The 21,303-nt window shown below is 65.8% G+C and carries 18 protein-coding genes; 7 read left to right on the top strand and 11 right to left on the bottom strand.

Translation table 11 applies throughout. From position 1 onward, the window contains the following. Positions 1-108: 108 nt before the first annotated feature. The 6 genes from CH296_RS07720 to CH296_RS07695 all read right to left on the bottom strand — a co-directional run bounded on the left by CH296_RS07720 (position 109) and on the right by CH296_RS07695 (position 6,521). Positions 109-1,206 carry a serine hydrolase gene (locus CH296_RS07720; RefSeq protein ID WP_218830246.1) on the bottom strand — a complete coding sequence of 366 codons (1,098 nt, stop codon included), beginning with the start codon at positions 1,204-1,206 and terminating at the stop codon, positions 109-111. A gap of 43 nt (positions 1,207-1,249) precedes the next feature. Next, positions 1,250-2,566, bottom strand: a complete 1,317-nt coding sequence (gene nhaA, locus CH296_RS07715; protein ID WP_094683407.1) for a Na+/H+ antiporter NhaA — start codon at positions 2,564-2,566, stop codon at positions 1,250-1,252. Positions 2,567-2,716: 150 nt separating this feature from the next. Next, a complete protein-coding gene (locus CH296_RS07710) occupies positions 2,717-3,100 on the bottom strand; it encodes a DUF3054 domain-containing protein (RefSeq protein WP_179277657.1) in 384 nt (127 codons plus the stop codon). Positions 3,101-3,247: 147 nt separating this feature from the next. After that, the gene (locus CH296_RS07705) at positions 3,248-3,799 is read right to left on the bottom strand and encodes a YceI family protein (protein WP_032396667.1); all 552 of its coding nucleotides are present in this window, start codon (positions 3,797-3,799) and stop codon (positions 3,248-3,250) included. A gap of 106 nt (positions 3,800-3,905) precedes the next feature. Further along, positions 3,906-5,036 carry a YbhN family protein gene (locus CH296_RS07700; protein WP_179273292.1) on the bottom strand — a complete coding sequence of 377 codons (1,131 nt, stop codon included), beginning with the start codon at positions 5,034-5,036 and terminating at the stop codon, positions 3,906-3,908. 9 nt (positions 5,037-5,045) lie between these two features. Continuing rightward, positions 5,046-6,521: an adenylate/guanylate cyclase domain-containing protein gene (locus tag CH296_RS07695; RefSeq protein ID WP_045200526.1), complete on the bottom strand. Its 1,476-nt coding sequence runs from the start codon at positions 6,519-6,521 to the stop codon at positions 5,046-5,048. A gap of 142 nt (positions 6,522-6,663) precedes the next feature. Between CH296_RS07695 and CH296_RS07690 the strand changes: the two genes are divergently transcribed. The 4 genes from CH296_RS07690 to CH296_RS07675 are packed head-to-tail and all read left to right on the top strand — an operon-like array spanning position 6,664 to position 9,943. After that, entirely contained in the window at positions 6,664-7,872 is a 1,209-nt protein-coding gene (locus CH296_RS07690) for an AI-2E family transporter (protein ID WP_052683830.1), read from the top strand. Beyond that, positions 7,859-9,028 (top strand): MacS family sensor histidine kinase, encoded by a 1,170-nt coding sequence (macS, locus tag CH296_RS07685; protein WP_094684416.1) that lies wholly within the window; start codon positions 7,859-7,861, stop codon positions 9,026-9,028. The genes CH296_RS07690 and macS overlap by 14 nt, the downstream gene beginning before the upstream one ends. Positions 9,029-9,057: 29 nt before the next feature. Then, a complete protein-coding gene (locus tag CH296_RS07680; RefSeq protein WP_179277663.1) occupies positions 9,058-9,684 on the top strand; it encodes a response regulator transcription factor in 627 nt (208 codons plus the stop codon). 37 nt (positions 9,685-9,721) lie between these two features. Continuing rightward, on the top strand, positions 9,722-9,943 hold the full coding sequence (locus CH296_RS07675) for an autophagy-related protein 2 (RefSeq protein WP_094684415.1): 222 nt from the start codon (positions 9,722-9,724) through the stop codon (positions 9,941-9,943). 2 nt (positions 9,944-9,945) lie between these two features. Here the strand turns inward: CH296_RS07675 and CH296_RS07670 are convergent, their stop codons facing one another. After that, a complete protein-coding gene (locus CH296_RS07670; protein ID WP_094684414.1) occupies positions 9,946-10,335 on the bottom strand; it encodes a MarR family transcriptional regulator in 390 nt (129 codons plus the stop codon). 109 nt (positions 10,336-10,444) lie between these two features. On the opposite strand from CH296_RS07670, the gene CH296_RS07665 reads away from it, so the two are divergent. The 3 genes from CH296_RS07665 (at position 10,445) to CH296_RS07655 (ending at position 14,206) form a co-directional block, all read left to right on the top strand. Next, positions 10,445-11,557 (top strand): glycosyltransferase, encoded by a 1,113-nt coding sequence (locus CH296_RS07665; protein ID WP_094684413.1) that lies wholly within the window; start codon positions 10,445-10,447, stop codon positions 11,555-11,557. 21 nt (positions 11,558-11,578) lie between these two features. Continuing rightward, positions 11,579-12,229 (top strand): DUF1707 domain-containing protein, encoded by a 651-nt coding sequence (locus tag CH296_RS07660; protein WP_094684412.1) that lies wholly within the window; start codon positions 11,579-11,581, stop codon positions 12,227-12,229. A 75-nt stretch (positions 12,230-12,304) separates the two neighbouring features. Continuing rightward, positions 12,305-14,206: a DUF2339 domain-containing protein gene (locus CH296_RS07655; RefSeq protein WP_176459092.1), complete on the top strand. Its 1,902-nt coding sequence runs from the start codon at positions 12,305-12,307 to the stop codon at positions 14,204-14,206. Between the two features lie 158 nt (positions 14,207-14,364). Here CH296_RS07655 and CH296_RS07650 read toward each other — a convergent pair whose 3' ends face one another. The 4 genes from CH296_RS07650 to trmB form a co-directional block, all read right to left on the bottom strand. Then, positions 14,365-16,518: an MMPL family transporter gene (locus CH296_RS07650; protein ID WP_094684411.1), complete on the bottom strand. Its 2,154-nt coding sequence runs from the start codon at positions 16,516-16,518 to the stop codon at positions 14,365-14,367. 84 nt (positions 16,519-16,602) lie between these two features. After that, a complete protein-coding gene (locus CH296_RS07645) occupies positions 16,603-19,758 on the bottom strand; it encodes an MMPL family transporter (RefSeq protein ID WP_094684410.1) in 3,156 nt (1,051 codons plus the stop codon). Then, a complete protein-coding gene (locus CH296_RS07640) occupies positions 19,759-20,445 on the bottom strand; it encodes an NYN domain-containing protein (protein ID WP_230596976.1) in 687 nt (228 codons plus the stop codon). 14 nt (positions 20,446-20,459) lie between these two features. Beyond that, complete coding sequence (gene trmB, locus CH296_RS07635) at positions 20,460-21,218, bottom strand: tRNA (guanosine(46)-N7)-methyltransferase TrmB (RefSeq protein ID WP_094630552.1); 759 nt, start codon at positions 21,216-21,218, stop codon at positions 20,460-20,462. Positions 21,219-21,303: the final 85 nt, after the last annotated feature.

Below are 21,303 nucleotides of genomic sequence, written 5' to 3'. Positions count from 1 at the left end.
ACACCGATGACGACGGCGTCGACGAGACCGAGGCGACGGGCCAGCGGCTGTGTCACGCCCGAACCCGGTTCTTGCTCACGGCGACAACTGTAGGCGCTGCGAATCGACTCAGCGCAGTTCCTGGAACTCCGACAGCAGCGCGAAGGAGGCCTCGCACAATTCGGTCTGCGTCAGCAGGATGCCGATGGTCCCGTCCGGGTCGACGAAGAAGTCGGTGCCCTGCCCGCCGGACCAGCCGTACCGACCGAGATGGTCACCGTCGGTGACGACCGAGACGCCGAATCCCCACCCCGTTCCCGGCCAGAAGCCGGGGTAGAAACTCTCGTCGGTCTTGATCGACGCAGGCACCTGGTCGTGTGTCATGAGCTCCAGGTGCTCGGTCGACACCGACGTCTCGATCGCACGAAGGAAGCGGTGAAAATCGGTCACCGTCGACACCAGCTCGCCGTGACTGACGTCGACAGTGGGCGGTCCCGCGTAGGGCCCGCCTGCGGCGGGTTCGGTTTCGATCAAGGACCCGTTCTCCAACCGGTAGGCCGCCGTGAGGCGGTGGCATCGGTCGGTCGGTACCCACAGCCCGGTGTCGGGCATCTCGAGTGGCGTGAACAGGTCGTCGCGGAGGGGGTCCTGCAGAGACCGGCCGACGATGCGAGAGACGAGGATGCCGAGGATCGCGAAGCCGTGGTGGTAGCGCCACCCGGTACCGGGCTGGAACGCCAGAGGAAGTTCCGCCATGCGTGCCAACCACTCGTCCGCGCCGAGCGGAGACGGCGCGGGGCCTGCTTCGGTGCCGTTGTCCCTCATGGCCCGGGCCAGCGGGGTGTCTCCCATCTGAATTCCGTACCCACTGGTGTTGGTCAGCAAGTGCCGCAACGTGATCGGTCCCTCTCGAGCGACGGTGTCGTCGAGTGCAGCGTCGGGGCGGGTGAGCACCGGCAGGCCGGCGAGTTCGGGAAGCCAGGGCACGACATCGTCGTCCAGCGTCAGTCGGCCCGCCTCCACGAGGCGCAGGGCGGCCACGCTGGTGACGATCTTGGTCATCGACTGAATCCGGACGATGGCGTCGACTGCCATCGGTGGGCCGCCGACCGCCGATGACCCGACCGCGACGGGTTCTGCATCAGGGCCACCCAGTAACGCTGTTGCCCCCGGCATCAGCCCGTCCTCGATGTGCCGGGTCAACAGCTCTCGCACGGTTCCGCTCACGGAACTCATCGTGTCACCGGAGCGGTCGGGATTCCAACGGTCGCTACTTCCGGTTCTGGTACACGTCCGGGATGCCGTCGTGGTCGTCGTCGCGGGTTTCTTCGATGTGGAAGTCCCGGTAGGCCTTGTTGCGGCTGCGCAGGATCACAGCGGCCAACGATGCCGCGATGATCGAACCGGTCAGCACACCGACCTTGACGTGGTCGTCGCGCTCGGTTCCTTCGCCGAAGGCAAGGTCGCCGATCAGCAGCGAGACGGTGAATCCGATACCCGCGAGCATCGAGACGCCCAGGACGTCGAGCCATTTCAGTCCGGCATCCAGTGTGGCCCGAGTGAACCGCGAGACGAGGTAGGTGGTGCCGAAGATGCCGACGGCCTTGCCGATGACGAGGCCGGCGATGATGCCGATGGCGATCGGATCGGTCAGCGCGCTGGCCAGGCCGGAGAATCCGCCGACGGTCACACCGGCCGCACAGAATGCGAACAGGGGAACCGCGATGCCCGCGGAGATGGGCCGAATCTTGTGCTCGAAGTGCTCGGCGAGTCCGGGGCCTGCCTCGGGGCCACCGTTGGCCTTGCTGCGCATCACCGGAACCGCGAAGCCGAGGAGGACACCCGCGACGGTGGCGTGGACACCCGACTCGTGCATCAGTACCCACGTCACGACAGCCAGTGGGATGAGAATCCACCACGAGCGGACGCGCATCTGTACGGCCACGGCGAACAGCGCGAGCGGAATCAGCGTCAGGCCGAGCGCGACGAAGTTGATGTCGTCGGTGTAGAAGATTGCGATGACGCTGACGGCCAGCAGGTCGTCGACCACGGCCAGAGTCAGCAGAAAGGTTCGCAACGCAGTCGGCAGATGGGTGCTGATCACGGCGAGAACGGCGACGGCGAACGCGATGTCGGTTGCCGTCGGGATGGCCCAGCCGAGCAGAGCTCCGTCTCCGGTGCCGAGGTTGATCAGGACGAAAATGACTGCAGGAACTGCCATTCCGCCGACCGCCGCAGCCACCGGTAACGCGGCGCGTGCCGGATCGCGCAGGTCGCCCGCGACGAATTCTCGCTTGAGCTCGAGTCCGACGACGAAGAAGAAGATGGCCAGCAGCCCGTCCGCGGCCCACGTCGAGAGCGTCAGATCGAGATGGAGCGCCGAGGGGCCGACCCGGGTGCTCATCAGCGAGTCGTATGCCGCGGACCAGGGCGAGTTGGCCCAGATCAGTGCGACGAGGGTGGCGACGAGAAGCAGTGCTCCGCCGACGGTCTCCTTGCGAAGGATCTGCGCGACGCGGTCGGCCTCGGACCAGGAGCCGCGGGAGAACAGCGGCAATCGTGTGGGTGGAGTCGATGAATCTGTCACGGTGAGAACGCCTTTCGGTAGCTTCGTCGAGCTGCGAACCGACCGAATGTCAGGCAGTGGGTACGCAGCACAGAGTTGTTGCCGACCAGACTTCCCGGCGCACCGTGGATCATCCTATCGCGCCGAGGCCGTTCTCGACGAACTCTGCAGTCAACGAACGCTCGGCACGAACTTCGCCAGCGCTCGCCAACCCAGCAGCAGAACTGCAGTGGACAGCGTTGCGACGACGATGAACGATCCGGCTGTTCCCTGCCCGGTCGCCGCACGCAACACCATGCCCACCGCGACCGTCATCACCCACACGACGATGCCCGTCGGGACGATGAGGAAAGCGTCGAACTTGTTGCGGTACAAGGCGAACGCGATGATCCAGCCGATGGCGGCACCGACGACGAACGGCCAGGCGGTGTGGAACAGGCCGGACAGTGCGGTGGCCTCGGCGTGACTGCGCCGACCGATCGCGGCGAACAGCACGACCATGAGCAGGTCGATGACGGCAGCAACTACTGGGGAACGAAACTTCACGCGCACCACTGTAGACACCGACAGCGAACGGCCCGCACCGACGAATGCGGTGCGGGCCGTTCGGTGGACCACCCGGTGCGGATCGATGCGGGTTTCAGTCGCGTGGACTGCAACGAAGTCGCATTGATCCGGAAGAGGGGGCGAAGCGAGGCGGACTTACGCCTGCAGTCCGGCCTCGATTTCGAGGTTCAGCGTGATCTTGTCGCCGACGACAGCGCCACCGCCTTCGAGGGGCATGTCGATGCTGATGCCGAAGTCCTTGCGGTTGATGACGGTGCTGGCCTCGAAGCCGGCGACCGGTCCGTTGCCCATGCCTGCGTTGACGCCGTTGAACTCGAGCTTGAGATCGATGGAGTTGGTGACGCCGTGGAGGGTGAAGTCGCCCGTGACGACGAAGTCTCCGCCGTCGGCCTTGACCGAGGTGGACTTGAACGTCGCGGTGGGGAACTTCTCGACCTCGAAGAAGTCGGCGGTCTTGAGGTGGCCGTCGCGCTGCTCGTTGTCGGTGGTGATGGACGCGACGTCGATTTCGGCGTCGACCGACGGCGTGCCGTCCTCGGCAACGGTGATGGTGCCGCTGAAGGTCTGGAAACGGCCACGGACCTTGCTGACCACGAGGTGGCGGACGGTGAATCCGACGGTGGAGTGCGCCGGGTCGATGACCCAGGTGCCTGCGGTGAGCTCGGGAAGTGCGATCGCGGTGGTCATGGGGACTCCTAAGGGTTGAAGTTTCAATGCTGATAGTACACAAGCGGACCGGGGTCCGTATATATTCCGAGTGAACAGAAGGTGACGGACAACACAGCTCGTGACGCTACGCGGGCTCCGGATCGCCCTTGGCGTCGCGGATGTCCTCGGTACGTCGCAGCTCGGCGGTCTCCTGCCGCTCGAGTGCGATGTCGAACTCGAGATCGGCGTGCTGGTGCTTGCGGAACAGCACGAGAAACACGATCCACCCGACGATGGCGACGAGGATGAAACTCACGCCGCGGTACACCAGGGCCGAGGCGACGGCCTGCGATGCGCTGATCGAGGCAGCGCTGGTGAGGAACGCGATGAGGGTGGCGTCGACGACGACGAGGCCGCCGGGTGCGAGGGGAACGGATCCGACGGCTTTGCCCGCCGCGAAAGCGATGAGCAAACCGGACAGTCGCGGATCTGCGCCGACGGCGAAGCACGCGAACGCCAAGCAGGCGACGTCGCCCAGTCGATGCACGGCCGACCACGACAGGGTGAGTGCGCCGTCGCGTTTGCCGAGCTGAACGGACTGGATCTGACCGATGATCTTGTCGATCCCCTCGGCACCCGCGTCGAGCTCGTGGTTGCGGAACGCGTTGTATCTCCGCAGTCCCCAGCGCGCGACGGTCTTGATCGACTCGGGGTGATCGGAGATGTAGCGAACGGCGGCGACGATGGCGATGACGCCTGCGATCGGAAGCACCACTGTGAACGTGTTGAACGAGCTGCCGACCACCAGTCCGCCCGCAACGCCGAGCACGGCCAGTCCTGCCGCGGCGATCACGCCGGAGATCGCCAACTGCCAGGACGCAACGACCGGGCTCGCTCCCCAGCGGCGTGTCTCGCGATAGGTGAACGCCGTGGAGAACACCTGGCCTGCGGGCAGGGTGAGCGCCATCGCGGTACTGCCGTAGATGACCGCCACGGACTTGCGCTGACGCACCTTCACTCCGCCTGCGTCGAGCAACTGCTTCTGCACCCTGCCGAAAGCGCTCAGCGACACCGCTTGAGCGACTATGCAGGCCGCCAGCCAACCCCAGTGGATCTCGCGGACAGCTGTCCAGGATTCGTGCAGCCGCGGCCACAGATAGATCGCCTCGCCGACCAGTAGCGCCACCAGGGCGATTCCGGCGATCCACTTGACCCACCGCAGTCGGTTTCGCGGACGCCGCACTGCGGGTCCGCGGGTGGAGCTGGGGTCGGGCACCCTGTCAGACTAACTGTCGCGCGAGGAGGAATCGGGATAGTCCACCGGCCAGGCCAGGTGGGTGGCCCGTCGTCGACCACGCAGTTGCACCTGGTCTCCCAGCTCCCACTGTTCCTGTTCCTCGTCGTCGGCGAAGTACAGGGCCGAGGTCGACGCCAGGACGCGTCCGGGACGCAGTTTGGCGAGCTCGGTGAGTCGCGAGGCCTCGTTGACCGGGTCTCCGATGACCGTGTACTCGAAGCGCTCCGACGCACCGATGTTTCCGGCGACAGCCAGACCCGCGGATACACCGATGCCGATGTCGAGGCCGGTGATCTCGTCGAGCGCGAATCTGAGTTCGCGCGCGGCGGCGAGCGCGGCGGTCGGGGCGTCGGGACGATCGAGTGGGGCACCGAAGATCGCGAGGGCCGCGTCGCCCATGAATTTGTTGACGAAGCCGTGATGACGTCCCACGACGTCGACGACCACTCGGAAGAACTCGTTGAGCAGCACCACGACCTCGCCCGGTGGGCGCTCGGAGGCGGTGGCCGTGGAGCCGACCATGTCGACGAACAGCACTGCGACGAATCGTGTCTCGCCGCCGAGTTCGGTTCCGAACTGCAATGCCCGACGCGCCACGTCCTCACCGACGTGTTGGCCGAACAGCTCTCGCAGGACGCGTCGTTCGGCCGATTCCTCCATCATTCGGTTGAAGCCCACCTGTAGGCGTCCGATCTCGGAGCCGTCGAACACGTCGACCTCGACGTCGGTCTCGCCGCGCTGAACGCGCTCGATGGCGCGGTGCAGCTGGCTGATCGGGTCGGAGATCTGGCTCGCGGTCAGCATCGAGAGCACGAATGCCTGCACGATCGCCAGCACGCTGAGCAGGATGATGGCCACCGCGAGCGCGTTGGGAGAGAACACCAGATCGGTGGTGATCTGCGTGGCGCACAGCAGGATGATGCCGATGACGGGCATCAAGGTGCCCAGTCCCCACGTCATGGCCATGCGGGTGCCGACGCCGGGCGTCATGGTGCGGTCGAATCGGCCCTCGCTCAACGCCAGTGCCGCGACCGGTCGCAGGATCCGTTCGCCGAGCATGTACGTGAATCCGAACGTCACGGTGGCGGCCATACCGACGGTGACGATGACGGCGATGGACAGCGACGGCATCTCCGCGATGGTCAGCAGCACGAAGATGATGCCGCCGATGATCCAGAGGATGAGGTGCACGATCGCCTGACGCAATGGCGCGTGCAGCGTCGTCATCTGTTCCTTGCGGGTGGGTGGGCCGCCGCGGAGCTGCCACCTGATCACCGACCGCAGGAGGAAGTACGCATAGATCAGGCTGACGACCAGGGCCACCAATAGGTACGCCCCGAAGATGTACACGTTGCGCACGCGGTCGGCGACGATCGATTGCGATTCGGGGATGGGCAGGCCGTATCGCACGAAGGCGAACACGAGGACCGCACCGAAGACATTGGCGATGAGCATCGAGAGCATATAGAGCGGCCAGCGACTCTTCAGGGTGAGCGAGACCGCTCGGAAAGATGCCAGCACGGGTTAAATTTAGCGGGTGAGCACCGACGAGTTGCGGGCGCAAGGTACGGGGGCGTCCCCGGGCCTCACTTCGGCTGCGGATTCGGTGCATCCACTGGTGCGGGTCGGCGCGGAATGGACGTGGCGACTGCTTGTCCTGTTTGCCGGATTCATCACGTTCTGCCTGGTGGTGGCCAAGCTCAGCACCGTCGTCATTCCGTTGGGCCTGGCGCTCCTGGCGTCGGCGATGCTCGTTCCCGTCGTCGATTGGATGCACCGACGCGGAGTGCCTCGTGCCGTCGCGGTGATCGTCGTGATCATCGCCAGCATCGGTGTCGTCGCCGGGATCATGACCTTCATCGTCGAGCAGTTCATCGAAGGCCTGCCGCAGGTGGGTGACCAGTTCACCCAGTCCATCAACGGCATCGAAGAATGGCTCAGCAACGGTCCCTTGCACATCAGCGAGGATCAGATCAGGCAGGCCACCGACAGCCTCGTCAAGGTCATTCAGGACAATCAGGAAGCCGTTACGAGCGGAGCCCTGACGACCGCAGCGGTGATCGGTGAAATTCTCACCGGCGCACTGCTGACACTGTTCACCCTCATCTTCTTCCTGTACGGCGGCGATCAGATCTGGCAGTTCGTCACCCGACTGGCGCCGACCGCAGCCCGCAGAAGAATCCGCACCGCCGGCATCCAGGGCTTCGGGTCCCTGGTGGGATACGTCAGGGCGACGGTTGCCGTCGCGGCCGCCGATGCCGTCGGGATCGGTGCCGGTCTGGCCATTCTCGGTGTGCCACTGGCTCTTCCATTGGCCTCGTTGGTGTTCATCGGAGCATTCATCCCCATCATCGGTGCGGTGCTGACCGGATTCGTCGCGGTGTTCATCGCACTGGTCACCAAGGGCCTGATCACCGCGGTGATCACCCTCGGCATAGTGGTGGCCGTCATGCAGCTCGAAGGCCATGTGCTGCAACCACTCCTGCTGGGCCGCGCCGTGCGACTGCACCCGTTGGCGGTGGTCCTGTCCATCACCGTCGGCATTCTGCTCGCGGGCATCGTCGGAGGCCTGCTGGCGGTGCCGATCGTCGCCGTCCTCAACACCGCCGTGCGGTCGCTGCTCGCCGACGACCCGGACGAGGTCTACGAGGAACTCGAGGTGCCCGACCCGCTGTATTCCGCCGAGCCGAGCAATCCGGACACTCCGCCCGGAAGCGACGTGCCTGAGCGGCTTGCCAAGGGAGAGTTGACGACCCCGGATACCGAGGCTGCCGATACCGAGACAGCAGGTCCGAAGACCGATGCGGACGGCTGACCGGGTACGGACCACGCTCACCTCGTCCGATCCCGACACCCCGCTCTGGCGGGCCTCGCAGGCTTTCCGGCTGATCACACTGGTCTACGCGATCAGTTATCAGGCCGCGACCGTGGACAATTACACCAACCCGCGGCTGAGCTGGTTCCTCGTCGCTCTGATGGCCGTGTGGTCCGGGGCATCGGCGCTGATGCTCGCACGCGCATCACTGCCACGCTGGCAGGTGGTGCTCGCCGATCAGGTCATCGTCATCGCGCTGATGGCGTCGACGAGGTTGGTGGCCGATTACGAGTGGTACAGCACCCGCCAAACTCTGCCGACCACGCTGTGGGCCACCAACGCCGTCATCTCTGCCGCAATCTTGTTGGGCCCCAAGGGCGGAATTGCATCGGGGGTGGCGATGTCGGTGGTCAGCGCACTCGTCCGCGACCGCTTCGACTCCGATCTCTGGTCCGATGCCACCGCCCCGGTCCTGCTCTCGGCCGGACTGGCACTGGGACTGGCGTCGAACACCGCCAGGCGCGCCCACGAAGAATTGCGCCGCGCAGCACGATCGGCCGCGATCACCGAGGAGCGAGAGCGGCTGGCCCGGCAGGTGCACGACGGAGTGCTGCAGGTATTGGCCCTGGTACGACGGCGCGGTCTCGAAATAGGCGGGCCGGCAGCAGAACTCGCCGAGCTGGCCGGCGAGCAGGAAGTGGCTCTGCGTGTGCTGATCTCGGAACAGGCAGCTCCTCGGGACGACCACACCAGCTCGATCGTCGACGTCAGGGCGCTGCTGCGAACTCAGGCGGGCACATCGATCTCTGTGTCGACGCCCGCCGATCCGGTGCTGGTCGAATCCGACGTCGCCGAGGAACTCGCCGCCGTCGTTGCCACCGCACTGTCCAACGTCGAACTTCACGCGGGAGCCGATGCGAAGGCCTACGTGTTGCTCGAGGACGTCGACGGGGAATTGATCGTCAGTATCCGCGACGACGGCCGCGGAATCCCTGCCGGACGGCTCGCCGCCGCCGAGGCCGAAGGTCGGATGGGCGTCTCGAAATCGATCCTCGGCCGCGTCGAATCTCTCGGCGGTACTGCGATACTCGACACCGACGAGGGTGAGGGAACCGAATGGGAGATCCGCATTCCGCGAGCGAAGGGATCGGAATGACAGAGGAAGCGAATGCCGACATCGCGGTGATGGTCGTCGACGACCACCCGATGTGGCGCGACGGTGTCGCAAGGGATCTCGAGGCCGCCGGATTCAGGGTCGTCGCCACCGCGGACGGCGTCGCCGCTGCGGGGCGTCGCGCCCGAGCGACCACACCCGATGTGGTGCTGATGGACATGCATCTGCCCGACGGGAACGGTGCCGATGCCACCGTCGCCGTCCTGGACGCCTCGCCCGAGACCAAGATCCTGGTGCTCTCGGCCTCCGCCGAACGCAGCGACGTGCTCGACGCGATCAAGGCGGGTGCGACCGGTTACCTGGTCAAGAGCGCATCGGCGGAGGAACTGTTCGACGCGGTCCGTGCCACGTCGGCCGGGCAGGCGGTGTTCACTCCCGGCCTCGCGGGCCTGGTACTCGGAGAGTTCCGGCGGATGTCGTCCTCGCCCGAGCCTGCATCCGACACTCGCCCGACGCTGACCGACCGCGAGACCGAAGTTCTGCGCCTGGTCGCAAAAGGATTGAGCGCCAAGCAGATTGCGACCCGACTGACGCTCAGTCATCGCACCGTCGAGAACCATGTCCAGGCGACCCTGCGAAAACTGCAGCTGGCCAACCGCGTCGAACTGACCCGATACGTCATCGAAAAAGGGCTGTGAGGGTTTGCGTCGGTAGCCGAGGGGCACTCTGCATTCCATGACCGACAACGAAAATGCAGTGGACACCACCGTCGACCCGGCGAAGCACTCGAAGGGGGTCGACGCCGATCTCGATCAGACCGGTGCCGAGCGCGACGAGGCGATCGACGAGTTCGACGGCCACCTGGACGGGTCGGGCGAGGAGTCCTCGCTACCGACGCCCGAGCCGACCGACGTGGCCGACAAGTCCGAGGAGAAGACCGCCACACGGTCCGAGTAGCGCTACGGACTGCACAACCTGCCGAGCGCGAACTTGGCGATCGGCACGTACGGCAGAACCAGTGGCAGTGGGCCGTCGATCGTCAACCACGCCCTGGTCCCGTTGGGTCGTGAGACGACGCCGTGCGTCAGGTCGACCCCGATGGCCTGATTCTGGAACCAGGCCGACCATGCCCACGTCCACGATCGCTCGTCGACCGAATGCACCCGGAAGTCGATCGGCAGCCCGAGCGGCCCCAGCACTCGGCCGGTGGTGTCGGCGTCCAGGCGTTCACCGCGGTACTCGACGCCGATGATCTGTGGAGCCCAGGTCTTCCAGGCCGTCGGTTCCATGTAGCGTTCCCAGACCTCGGGGGCGGGGGCGGTACCGGTCGATTGCAGAGTCACTCGCATCTGCCTCACCTACCCGTTGGTAGCGATCCCCACACAGAATTACGTGAGGGTTCGGCCACTGTCCATCATCGCGCCGTCGGGCGGACTCTCGGCTGGGGAGACTGGTCGGGTGCGCATCGTGCAGGTGGCCAACTTCTACGGACCGAGGTCCGGCGGCTTGCGGACGGCCGTCGACCAGCTCGGATCGGGGTACGTGGCCGGTGGCCACGAGGTGACTCTGATCGTGCCGGGCGATCGACGGAGTGAGACGCTGCTCCCGTCGGGAGTGGTGCGCATCGAGGTGCCTGCACCGCGGATTCCGCTCACCGGTGGGTATCGGGTGGCCGACCCGCGCCGAGTGTCCTCGGTGGCGGCCGGATTGCGGCCCGACGTGATCGAGGTATCGGACCGACTGACACTGCGCGGCATGGGTGCCTGGGCCGCGCGCCGAGACGTGCGCAGCGTGATGATCTCTCACGAACGTCTGGACCGTCTGCTCGCGCAGACGATGCCGATGGGCTGTGCTCGCCCCATCGCGGACCTGGCCAATCGGCGTACGGCCGAGCAGTACGACGCCGTCGTGTGCACCACGGAGTTCGCGCAGCAGGAATTCGAGCGCATCGGAGTGCGTAACGTGCACCGAGTGCCGCTCGGCGTGGACCTCGACCTGTTCCATCCGCGGCGTCGGCACGTGGGCAACCGGTCGGCTTGGTTGGGCGACGCCGATCGCCTGCTGGTGCACTGCGGCCGGCTGTCGGTGGAGAAGCACGTCGAGAGAAGTATCGATTCGCTTGCTGCGCTCTGCGATTCGGGAATGCGGGCGCGGCTGATCATCGCCGGCGACGGCCCCCGCCGAGCCGGCCTCGAACGACGTGCCCGCGGCCTACCCGTCGACTTCCTCGGCTTCGTCGACGGCAGAGCGGCCGTCGCAGCCCTGCTGGCCTCCGCGGACATCGCTCTCGCACCGGGACCACACGAGACGTTCGGCCTCGCTGCCTTGGAATCGCTCGCCGCGGGCACCCCCGTCGTCGTCTCCGAGACCTCGGCGTTGGCGCAGATCGTCACCCCACACTGCGGCGGATCCTCCGAGAACACCGCAGACGGATTCGCCGCCGAGATCGAACGAGTACTCGAACTACCCGTCGACGGCCGCCGAAGCGCCGCCAGGTTGCGCGCCGAACAGTTCGGATGGCCGGCGTCGGTGTCCGGAATGCTCTCCGTTCTCGGCGGTCGCGCAGCCTGAGATCTTCGCTACCCTGAACCCATGGAGGCGAGGGATCTGAGAGTGTCCGATGCCGAACGCGAACACGTCGGGCAGCTGTTGCAGCGCGCGGTGGGCCAGGGCATGTTGTCGCTCGGTGAGTTCACCGAGCGAATGGACACCGCATTGGCGTCGAAGACCCGCGGTGAACTGAACTCGGTACTCGCCGACCTGCCCGGGATGCAGATCGCCGAGGAACATCGCCCGGCACCGAAGCCCTTTCCCGCGCCCACCTCGCAACCGACGGCGCGCCGCGTCGTTCACGAGCATTGGGGACACGGGAGCGGCGCGTCGGACACACTGCGCGGCACCATGTCCACCATCACCCGCAAGGGACCGTGGAACGTGCCGCCGAGCGTGCGCGTCTCCACCCGCATGTCGACGGTGACACTCGACTTCACCCAGGCGGTCATGTCCACGCAGGTGGTCGAGATTCACGTCGACGACTACTGCAGCACCGTGACACTGATCGTGCCCACCGAAGCGACAGTCGATCTCAACCGCGTCGAGACGGTGGCGGGTAGCGCCACCAACAAGGTCCGCACCGGGCCTCCGTACGGGCCGCTGCATCTCGTGGTCTCGGGCAGGGTTCGCTTGGGTTCGGTGACCGCCAAGCATCCCTTCGGTAGCTCGATCCGTCGTATGTTCGGCTAGCGAGGCGCTTCTACTCGAGCAATCCGAGTAGCACTACTCACGCTTTCCGGCCGCCACGGTCGCAGGATCTAACCCATGACTTCTCCCCAGAGCTCCGGGCTGGATCCGCAACTCGTCGCGCGACTGTCCAGCCGCTTCGATTCATTGGGCGACCACATGCGCCAGGTGGCCGTCGACCTGCAGAACCTGCAGTCCCAGCTCGGTGCCACAACGGCTCCCGCTCCCACGCGGCAGGCGTCGGCACCGGCAGCTCCTGCCGTTGCGCCTCCGGTGGCGTCACCACCGCTGCCTCCGCAGCCCTACGGTCAGCCGTTCGGCCACATCGTCCGTCAGCCGGTGGGGCAGCAGGCAGCTCGGCCCCAGCCCACCATGACCTACCCCGCACCACCCAGTGGACCGGTCGTCGCGCCTCGCCCGCCGGCTCCGCCGCGCGAACCGTGGTGGCAGCGTGACGGTGTCATCAGTCGTCTGCTGGCTGTCGCAGGCGCAGGCGTCACCCTCGTCGGTGTCGTGATGCTGCTCGTCCTCGCCGCACAGGCCGGGTGGTTCGGCCCTACGCTGCGGGTCGCCGCGGGCGCAGTGTTCTCACTCGCGCTGATCGGTGCAGGTGTCCGAGTGTTCGGCCGCTCCGGCGGACGCATCGGCGGAATAGCCCTCGCCGCCACCGGCATCGCGGGCCTGTACCTCGATGTACTCGCGACGTCCGTCCTGTACGGCTGGCTCGATCCCGTACTCGGGCTGATCACCGCATTCGGAATTGCCGCAGCCGGAACGGCACTCGCAGTGCAGTGGACGTCGCAGCCGATGGCGGTGCTGATTCTCGCCGGTGTCGCGGTGTGTGGACCGGTGCTGACCGACGGCCTCACCCTGACCCTGATCGCATTCCTCATCGCCACGTACGTCGCCAGCTTTCCGGCTCAGATCGGCCGCAATTGGCCACTCCTGCAGGTCGTTCGGACCGTACCCCTCGTCGGTGCGGTGCTGGCTGCCATCGCGAGTGTCGATCTGTCCGGATCCACCGGCGACCTCTGGCTGCTCCTGGCCGTCGTGTCGGTGGCCGTCTTCGGGATCGGAACCTCACTGGAGTTGCTGCGCCGCAACGTCTCCGATGTGGTCGCCACCGTCATGATCGCTCTCGCGTCTGTGCCGGTGCTGGTCTCTGCCGACGTTTTCGATCGCGCCGCGACCGTCTCTGTCCAACTGGTTCTTGCTGCTGCAGCCGTGGCGATCGTAATTCTGGTGAGGTGGTTGCCAGGGCACGCTCGCATCGCCGTCGCGGTGATCGGAGCGCTGGCGACGCTGCAGGCCGCAGTCGAGTCGACGACCCTCGAGATTCGCCCGGTGGTGCTGTTCGCCGTCGCGTCGGCACTGATCGCGGTGGCCCACAGCACCCGCTCGACACTCGCATACTCGATCGGCAGCGGATTCGGCGTGATCGGCGCACTGATGTTCGTCTCGGTCAGTCCGCCGCAGGCGCTGCTGGACTCCGATCACGCAGTGGGCAGCGTCGGTATCGCCCTGGGCGGAATCCTGCTCGCTGCAACGGCATTCGCCTTCGCGTACGTGCTGGCCGAACTGAAACCGGTCGACGACGGGCTGCGGACCCTTGCCATCGTCTCCGGCGTACTCGCGCTGTACGGCCTGACGGCGGCAACGGTGACCCTCGGCATCGGAATCGGTGGCGAAACAACGGGATTCACTGCAGGCCACACCGCGGCGACCATCGAGTGGATGATCGCAGCCTTCGCACTCCTGGCATTCGGGCTGCGCAGTGTCACCCACGCGCATCTGGCACTGCTGGCCGGACTGTCCTTGACCGCGGCGGCCATCGCAAAACTGTTCCTGTTCGACCTCGTCGCCCTGGACGGACTGTTCCGAGTCATCGCCTTCATCGCAGTGGGACTACTGCTGCTGATCGCGGGCACCCGTTACGCGAAGGTTTTCGCGGACCGAGAGAGTGCGGCAGTGTCTTCCTGACCTCCCCACACCGCGTGAATGGACCATTGCATACGTCTGAGGAGTGCAGTGGTCCATTCACGCGTCCGACCCGAGCCCGGCCACACCGTATCAATGGACCATTGCATACGTCTGAGGAGTGCAGTGGTCCATTGACGCGGTGTGGGGGCGGCGGCGCGTCAGTCGTCTTTCGGAGCCGTTTCGCCCAGTCCGAGTCTGCGTTGCATGCGCTTCATGCCCGCCGGTGCCCACCAGCTCGCGTCGCCGAGCAATTTCATCGTCGCGGGCACCAGGAACATGCGAATGACGGTGGCGTCGATGATGAGGGCCGCGATCATGCCGTACGCGATGTACTTCATCATCACCAGATCCGAGAACGCGAACGCTCCGGTGACGACGATGAGGATCAATGCTGCCGCGGTGATGATGCGACCGGTGTGCGAAGTGCCGATATGAATGGCTTCGCTTGTGCTGGAGCCATTTTCGCGTGCCTCGACCATGCGGGAGAGTAGGAACACCTCGTAGTCGGTGGACAGCCCGAACACGATGGCGGCGATCAACAGCAGAATCATCGCCATGATCGGCCCGGGCGTGAAATTCAGCCACGCCGCGCCGTGGCCGTCGATGAAGATCCACGTCAGAATGCCCATCGTGGCACCGAGCCCGAGGGTCGTCATCAGCACCGCCTTGATCGGCAACACCAAGGATCCGAACGTCAGGAACATCAGTACGGTCACGACGATGACGACCAGCACCGCCATCAGGGGTAGACGATCGACCAGCGCATCGATCGAATCCCGTTCGATCGCAGGCGTTCCCGTCACCTCCATCGAGGTGCCCTCGGGAGTGTCGATGCTGCGCAGGAACTCGATGGCGGGCGCTGCGTCGTTGCGATCGATCAGTCCGGCCTTGAAGACGATGATCCCGTCCTTGCTGGCACCGACCGGGGTGAACTGCTCGACCAGGCCCGGTGCGTTGTTCGCCTGGGTGGTGATGGCGGCCAGGTTCGACCCCTGGGCGTTCTGGATGACCAATTCGATCGGCTCGGTGCGCTGGCCGGGGAACAGTTCGTCGAACCGTTCCTGCGCCACCCGCGTCGGATTGTCCGGTGGCAGATACGTCTCGTTGATGCCGCCGAACGCGAGGTTCCCGATCGGAAGCGTCAACGCCAGCAGCCCGAGCACGATGGTGACGACCACCTTGATGGGGTTGCGCATCACCCAGGTGGTGAGCTTGCCCCACATCCCGTTCTCGATTTCCTCCGACGACTTGGTCTTGCGCATGAACGCCAGGCCGAGGGCATCGACGCGTGGGCCGAGCATCGACAGAATGGCCGGCAGGATGGTGATCGCGTTCAGTGCCGCGAGAGCGACCGTCGCGATCGAACCCAGGGCGACCGACCGCAGGAACCCGTGCGGAAACAGCAAGAGACCCCCGAGGCAGGCGACGATGATCGTCGCCGAGAACGCCACCGTCCGACCGGCCGTCATGACCGATCGACGGACGGCATCAGGCGTCGACCGGCCGTCGCCCAGTTCCTCTCGGAAACGCGACACGATGAACAGTCCGTAATCGATCGCCAAGCCGAGTCCGACCAGCGACACCACCGGTGCAACGAAGGTATTCACGTCGGTGACGTGGGTGAACAGCTTCACGATGCCGTTGGCGCCGACGACGGTCAGCGCGCCGACGATGAGCGGCAGCGCAGCGGCCACGACGCCGCCGAACACGAAGAACAGCAGCACTGCCACCGCCGGGATGGCAAGGATTTCCATTCGGTGGATGTCGTCGGTCATCGTCGACTGCAGGGCGGCCGCCACGGCCTGTTGGCCGGCGACCTGTACGTCGACGCCGTCGATGTAGAACGCGTTCTGGACGGCCTGGAAGTTCTCGGTCAGCTCGGTGTCGTCGGTACCGACGATGGCGATGCTCGCGATGGCGTGCTGCTTGTCGGTGGTTCCTAGCGCTGCCAGCACCGGGGCCTCGGCAGTTCGGAAGTAGCTGGCGTTGATCTTCGCGATGCGGTCCGGGTGATCGGCCACCAGCGAATCGAGACTGCCGACGACCGCAGCGTCGAACGCCGGGTCGTCGATGGTCGACCCCTCCGGCGCGGTGTACAGGACGATCACATCGCCCTCGGTGTTACGGCCGAACGTCGCCTCGGCAAGGTTGTTCGCAGCCGCGGATTGCGACGTCGGATCGTCGAAGCCGCTCTGGCTCAAGTGGTCGGTGAGATCCCAGCCGTACGCGGCCAGGATCGACAGCCCGGCCACCATGACACCGAGAACGGTGTACCGGAGTCGGTGGACGAACTTTCCCCATCGAACGAACACGTGTGTACTCCCCCTGGATGCACGCGACTACCGCCGCCACGTGAGTGAACCTCGGCTCAGGGAGGTTAGCCGATCACACGAGCGTCAGCGTGAACGGTTGCGCTCGCGTGCGAGCAATTCGCTGACGCTGAGCACCTGTCCGTTCTCGCCGCCGCGATGACGACCGCTGTCGCCACCCTCGGTGGTCGGTGCGGATCGGCGGCCCGACGGCTTCTCGGGCCGTGGCTCGCTCGACGCGGATCCGTTGCTGCCGTTGCGTTCGGTACCGGTCTGCTCGGTGCCGTTGCGATCGGTCCCGTTGGTGCCGTTTCGGTCGGTGCCGTTTCGTTCGGACCCGTTGCTGTGGCCGTTGCGATCGGAACCGTTCTGCGGGGAGCCGGTCTCGTCGCGACCGCCGTGGTTCGTAGCGCTGTGGTTCGAAGCGCCGTGGTTCGCACCGCTGTGGTTCGATCCGTTGTGATCGGACCCGTTGGCGGTCGAACCGTTGCGCGGTGTGCTCGGGGGTGGTGATGCGCTGGGTGCTCGCAGGTCGGCGAGCCAGCTCTCGATGGAACGGGAATCCGGTTCCTCGGCGCGAGGTGCGCGTGCGGCCCGGGTTCGGCTCGGCGGCGCTGCGGGTGGACGCGGTGCGCTCGGTGCGCGGGGCGGCTCCGCCGACGGGGGAGCTGCCACCGGGTTGACCGGCGGTGCGGGCCGGACGACCTCCGCTGCCTGGGTCGGTTCCGGTTCGACGGTCGGCCGCGGCGCAACCGGCCGGCTCGGGGCAGGCCTGGGAGCCGGTCGTTCCTGCGGAGCGGCCTGGGTCCGAGGGGGAGTCGGGGTAGGTCGAGCAGCCGGTGCCGCGGGCGTGGCGGGAGCCGCACGGGTCGGCTCGGGTGGGGTGGCCGGACGCCCTGTCACACTGCGTCGGGATTCTTCCTTCGCCGCGTGGGTCGCTCGGATCGGGCCCCCGCCGTGCGGTGCGACCACGGGAATGGGTTCGGTGAGCGGCTCGCTGCGGCGCGGTGCCGGACGCATCAGCGGCGCGACCGTACTCGACGGTGCACCGCCTGCGAGAGCGAGCTCGGGCACGTCCGCCATGGGGAGCAGCTCGTCCTCGAGGATGGTCTCGCCGAGTCCGAGCTTCTGCTGAATCCGCTTCATCCACTGCGGGGCCCACCAGCAGTCGTCGCCGAGCAGTTTCATCGTGGCGGGCACGAGGAACATGCGGATGAGGGTGGCGTCGATGATGAGGGCCGCGATCATGCCGTAGGCGATGTACTTCATCATCACCAGATCGGAGAACGCGAACGCCCCGGTCACGACGATGAGGATCAGGGCCGCTGCGGTGATGATGCGTCCGGTATGCGAGGTTCCGATACGGATGGCTTCGCTTGTGCTCGCGCCCTTTTCGCGCGCTTCGACCATACGAGAGAGCAGGAACACCTCGTAGTCCGTGGACAAGCCGAACACGATCGAGATGATCAGCACCAGGACCGGAGCCATGATCGGCCCGGGAGTGAAGTTCATCAGCCCCGCACCGTTGCCGTCGATGAATATCCACGTCAGGATGCCCATGGTGGCCCCGAGACCGAGGACGGTCATGAGCACCGCCTTGATCGGCAGCACCAACGATCCGAACGTCAGGAACATCAGCAGGGTCACGATGAACACCACGAGCACGGCCATCAGCGGAAGTTTGTCGATGAGCGCACTGATGGAGTCCTGCTCGATGGCAGGGGTGCCGCCGACCAGAACGGACGCTCCGTCCGGCACGTCGATGCTGCGCAGGAAGTCGATGGCGGGCTTGGAGTCGTTGCGATCGACCAGTCCTGCCTTGAAGACGATGATCCCGTCCTTGCTGGCACCGACCGGAGAGAACTGCTCGACCAGGCCGGGAGCGTTGTTCGCTTGGTTGGTGATCGCGGCGAGGTTGGCACCCTGCGCGTTGCTGATCACCAGCTTGATGGGTTCGGTCCGTTGGCCGGGGAAGAGCGAATCGAACTCGCCCTGCGCTTCGCGGGTGACGTTGTCGGGCGGTAGGTAGGTCTCGTTGATGCCGCCGAACTTGATGTTGCCGACCGGCAGCGTCAGGAGCACCAGGCCGAGCACGATCGGGACGGTGACCTTGACGGGGTTGCGCATCACCCAGCGAGTGAGACGGCCCCACATGCCGTTCTCGATCTCCTCGCTGGACTTGGTCTTGCGCATGAACTTGAGGCCGAGGGCGTCGACGCGGGGTCCCAGGATGGCGAGCATTGCGGGCAGGATCGTGATGGCCGTCAGAGCTGCGAGAGCCACGGTTGCGATGGAGCCGTAGGCCACCGACTTGAGGAAGCCCTGCGGGAACAGCAGCAGACCACCGAGGGACGCGACGATCATCGTCGCGGAGAACACCACGGTGCGACCGGCCGTCATGACGGTTCGGCGCACGGCCTGTGGCGTCGAGTAGCCGTCGCCCAGTTCTTCTCGGAATCTCGAGACGATGAACAATCCGTAGTCGATGGCCAGCCCGAGGCCGACGAGTGAGACCACGGGTGCGACGAATGAGTTGACCTCGGTGAAGTTGGTGAACACCTTCACGATGCCGTTGGCACCGACGACTGTCAGGCCACCGATGATCAGCGGGAGGGCAGCCGCGACGACGCCACCGAAGATGAAGAACAGCAGTACGGCCACTGCCGGGATGGCCAGCAATTCCATCCGGTGGATGTCGCCTGCCATCGTCGACTGCAACGCGCCTGCGACGGCCTGCAAGCCGGTCACCTGCACGTTCACACCGTCGATGTAGAAGACGTCCTTGACGGCCTGGAAGTTGTTGGTCAGCTCGGTGTCGTTGGCACCGGCGATCGCAATGCTGGCAATCGCGTGTTGCTTGTCGGTGGTACCGAGGGCGGCGAGGTTCGGGGCAGTTGCCGTGCGGAAGTAGCTGCCGTTGACCTTCTCGATCTCGTTCGGGTGGTCGGCGGCGAGCGAATCGAGGTTGGCGACGATCTTGGATTGGAACTCGGGATCGTCGATCGTCGAGCCCTCGGGTGCGGTGTAGAGGACGATGACGTCACCCTGCTTGTCGCGACCGAACGTCGTGTCCGCCAGACGGGCAGCCTGGGCCGATTCCGACGTCGGATCGTCCCAACCGCTCTGACTGAGATGGCTGTTGAGATCGAGACCGTAGGCAGCGAAGCCCAGCAGTCCGGCCACCATGACACCGATAACGGTGTACCGCAGGCGGTAGACGATGTCTCCCCATCTGGCGAACACTTAAGAAACTCCTTGGCGCCCGACGAGCAGGGCGGACAGCGGTCGGAAGGGCTGCAGCCACGCACCTTCGTCGGGAAGCGAATCGAGACTCACCCGTGGCAGTGGCTCACGGAAGACGCCCGGAATGTCCTCGAGGTCGAGGAACTCCAGGATGTCCGACGTGACAGCCCAGCTTGCGTGCTCCCGGAAGCCCAGCACCTGCACGGGCACTCCGGTTGCTGCGATGGCCTCCAGTGGACCCTTGAACGCCTGACCGTCGGCGGACGCGACCATGACACCGGCGAGGCCGCCGTCACGGTTGCGGAAGTCGATGTGGTCGAGCATGTCTGCGTCGACGTCACTGTCTTCGTCGACCTTGGGCTTGGCGAACACCGCGAAACCCACGTTACGCAATGCTTCGACCCAGGGTCGGACGACATCTGCGCTGCCGGGGGCGATGTTGGTGAACACCGTGGCCTCGGGTTCGAGCGTCGCGGTGCCGGAGGTGGAGAGCTCGGCAGTGCGGCTGAGCAGCCATCGGCCCAGGGCATCGAAGCGCGGACGGTACGCAGCGGTGGGTCGGCCACCGAGAATTGCGCCGAGTCCCATGTCCAGGTTCGGGGCGTCCCACACCAGCAGGACGCGTTTGCTGTGGCGCGATTCACCGAGTGCGCCGAGTTCTGAGGGGTCGACCACGGTGTCGGGCATGTCCGTACTGACGCTCATGCTGTCTTCTTTCCCCAGATCAATTCCGTCACCGAGCTACCGACCAGCTGTGCCTTGCCCTCGAACTTGGTCACCGGTCGCTCGTGTGTCATGGGCGACTCCCAATCGAGAACGGTCAGACCGGGCTCGGCGTTCCCGGCCTCGGCAATCCACTCAGCGTATTCGGCATGATCGGTTGCCACGTGCAGAACGCCGCCGGGCTTCAACCGATCCGCGATCATCGCGAACGTCGGACCCTGCAGCAGGCGACGCTTGTGGTGTCGAACCTTGGGCCACGGGTCGGGGAAGAAGACGCGGACGCCGGTCAACGATTCCGAGGTCAGCATGTTCTCGAGCACGTCCATCGCGTCACCGCGCAGCAACCGAACGTTCTCGATGCCTTCGCGTTCGATCTGCTGCAGTGTCTGGGCCAGGCCGGGCCGGTAGACCTCGACGGCCATCAGGTTGACGTGCGGCTCGGCCGAGGCCATCGCCGTGGTCGCGGTGCCTGTACCCGAGCCGATCTCGAGAATCGCCGGACCGCTGCGGCCGAACCAGGCGTCGATGTCGATCTGCTCGTCGGCGACGTCGCGGCCGATGCGCGGCCACAGGTTGTCCCAGGTGGTCTGCTGCGCTTCGGTCAGCGCTCCGCGCCGAGAGCGGAAACTCGTCACGCGGGGGTACAGCCGTGAGCCCCGTTCCTGGGTCTTCACGGCATTGTCCTCGGTGTCGACAGAGGGGTCCTGGGGCTCGTTCACCGGTCCATTGTCGCGCATCGACGGGGCGTGTGACAGGTGGGTCTCGAGTTGAAGTTGAGACTTACCGTCCCACCGCTGATCAGCGGTGGGACGAGCCCGGCTA

The organism is Rhodococcus sp. 14-2496-1d (genome assembly GCF_002259365.1).
GTDB lineage: Bacteria > Actinomycetota > Actinomycetes > Mycobacteriales > Mycobacteriaceae > Rhodococcoides.
Note: the sequence above shows the minus strand (reverse complement) of the source record. Positions and strands in the feature narration are given on the sequence as shown.

Coding starts and splice junctions, on each gene's coding strand:
- CH296_RS07680 (WP_179277663.1), top strand. CDS start 9,058: ATGGTCGTCGACGACCACCCGATGTGGCGCGACGGTGTCGCAAGGGAT.
- CH296_RS07695 (WP_045200526.1), bottom strand. CDS start 6,521: ATGCTCTCGATGCTCATCGCCAATGTCTTCGGTGCGGTCCTCGTGTTC.
- CH296_RS07660 (WP_094684412.1), top strand. CDS start 11,579: ATGGAGGCGAGGGATCTGAGAGTGTCCGATGCCGAACGCGAACACGTC.
- CH296_RS07705 (WP_032396667.1), bottom strand. CDS start 3,799: ATGACCACCGCGATCGCACTTCCCGAGCTCACCGCAGGCACCTGGGTC.
- macS (WP_094684416.1), top strand. CDS start 7,859: ATGCGGACGGCTGACCGGGTACGGACCACGCTCACCTCGTCCGATCCC.
- CH296_RS07640 (WP_230596976.1), bottom strand. CDS start 20,445: ATGCCCGACACCGTGGTCGACCCCTCAGAACTCGGCGCACTCGGTGAA.
- CH296_RS07675 (WP_094684415.1), top strand. CDS start 9,722: ATGACCGACAACGAAAATGCAGTGGACACCACCGTCGACCCGGCGAAG.
- CH296_RS07670 (WP_094684414.1), bottom strand. CDS start 10,335: ATGCGAGTGACTCTGCAATCGACCGGTACCGCCCCCGCCCCCGAGGTC.
- CH296_RS07655 (WP_176459092.1), top strand. CDS start 12,305: ATGACTTCTCCCCAGAGCTCCGGGCTGGATCCGCAACTCGTCGCGCGA.
- trmB (WP_094630552.1), bottom strand. CDS start 21,218: ATGCGCGACAATGGACCGGTGAACGAGCCCCAGGACCCCTCTGTCGAC.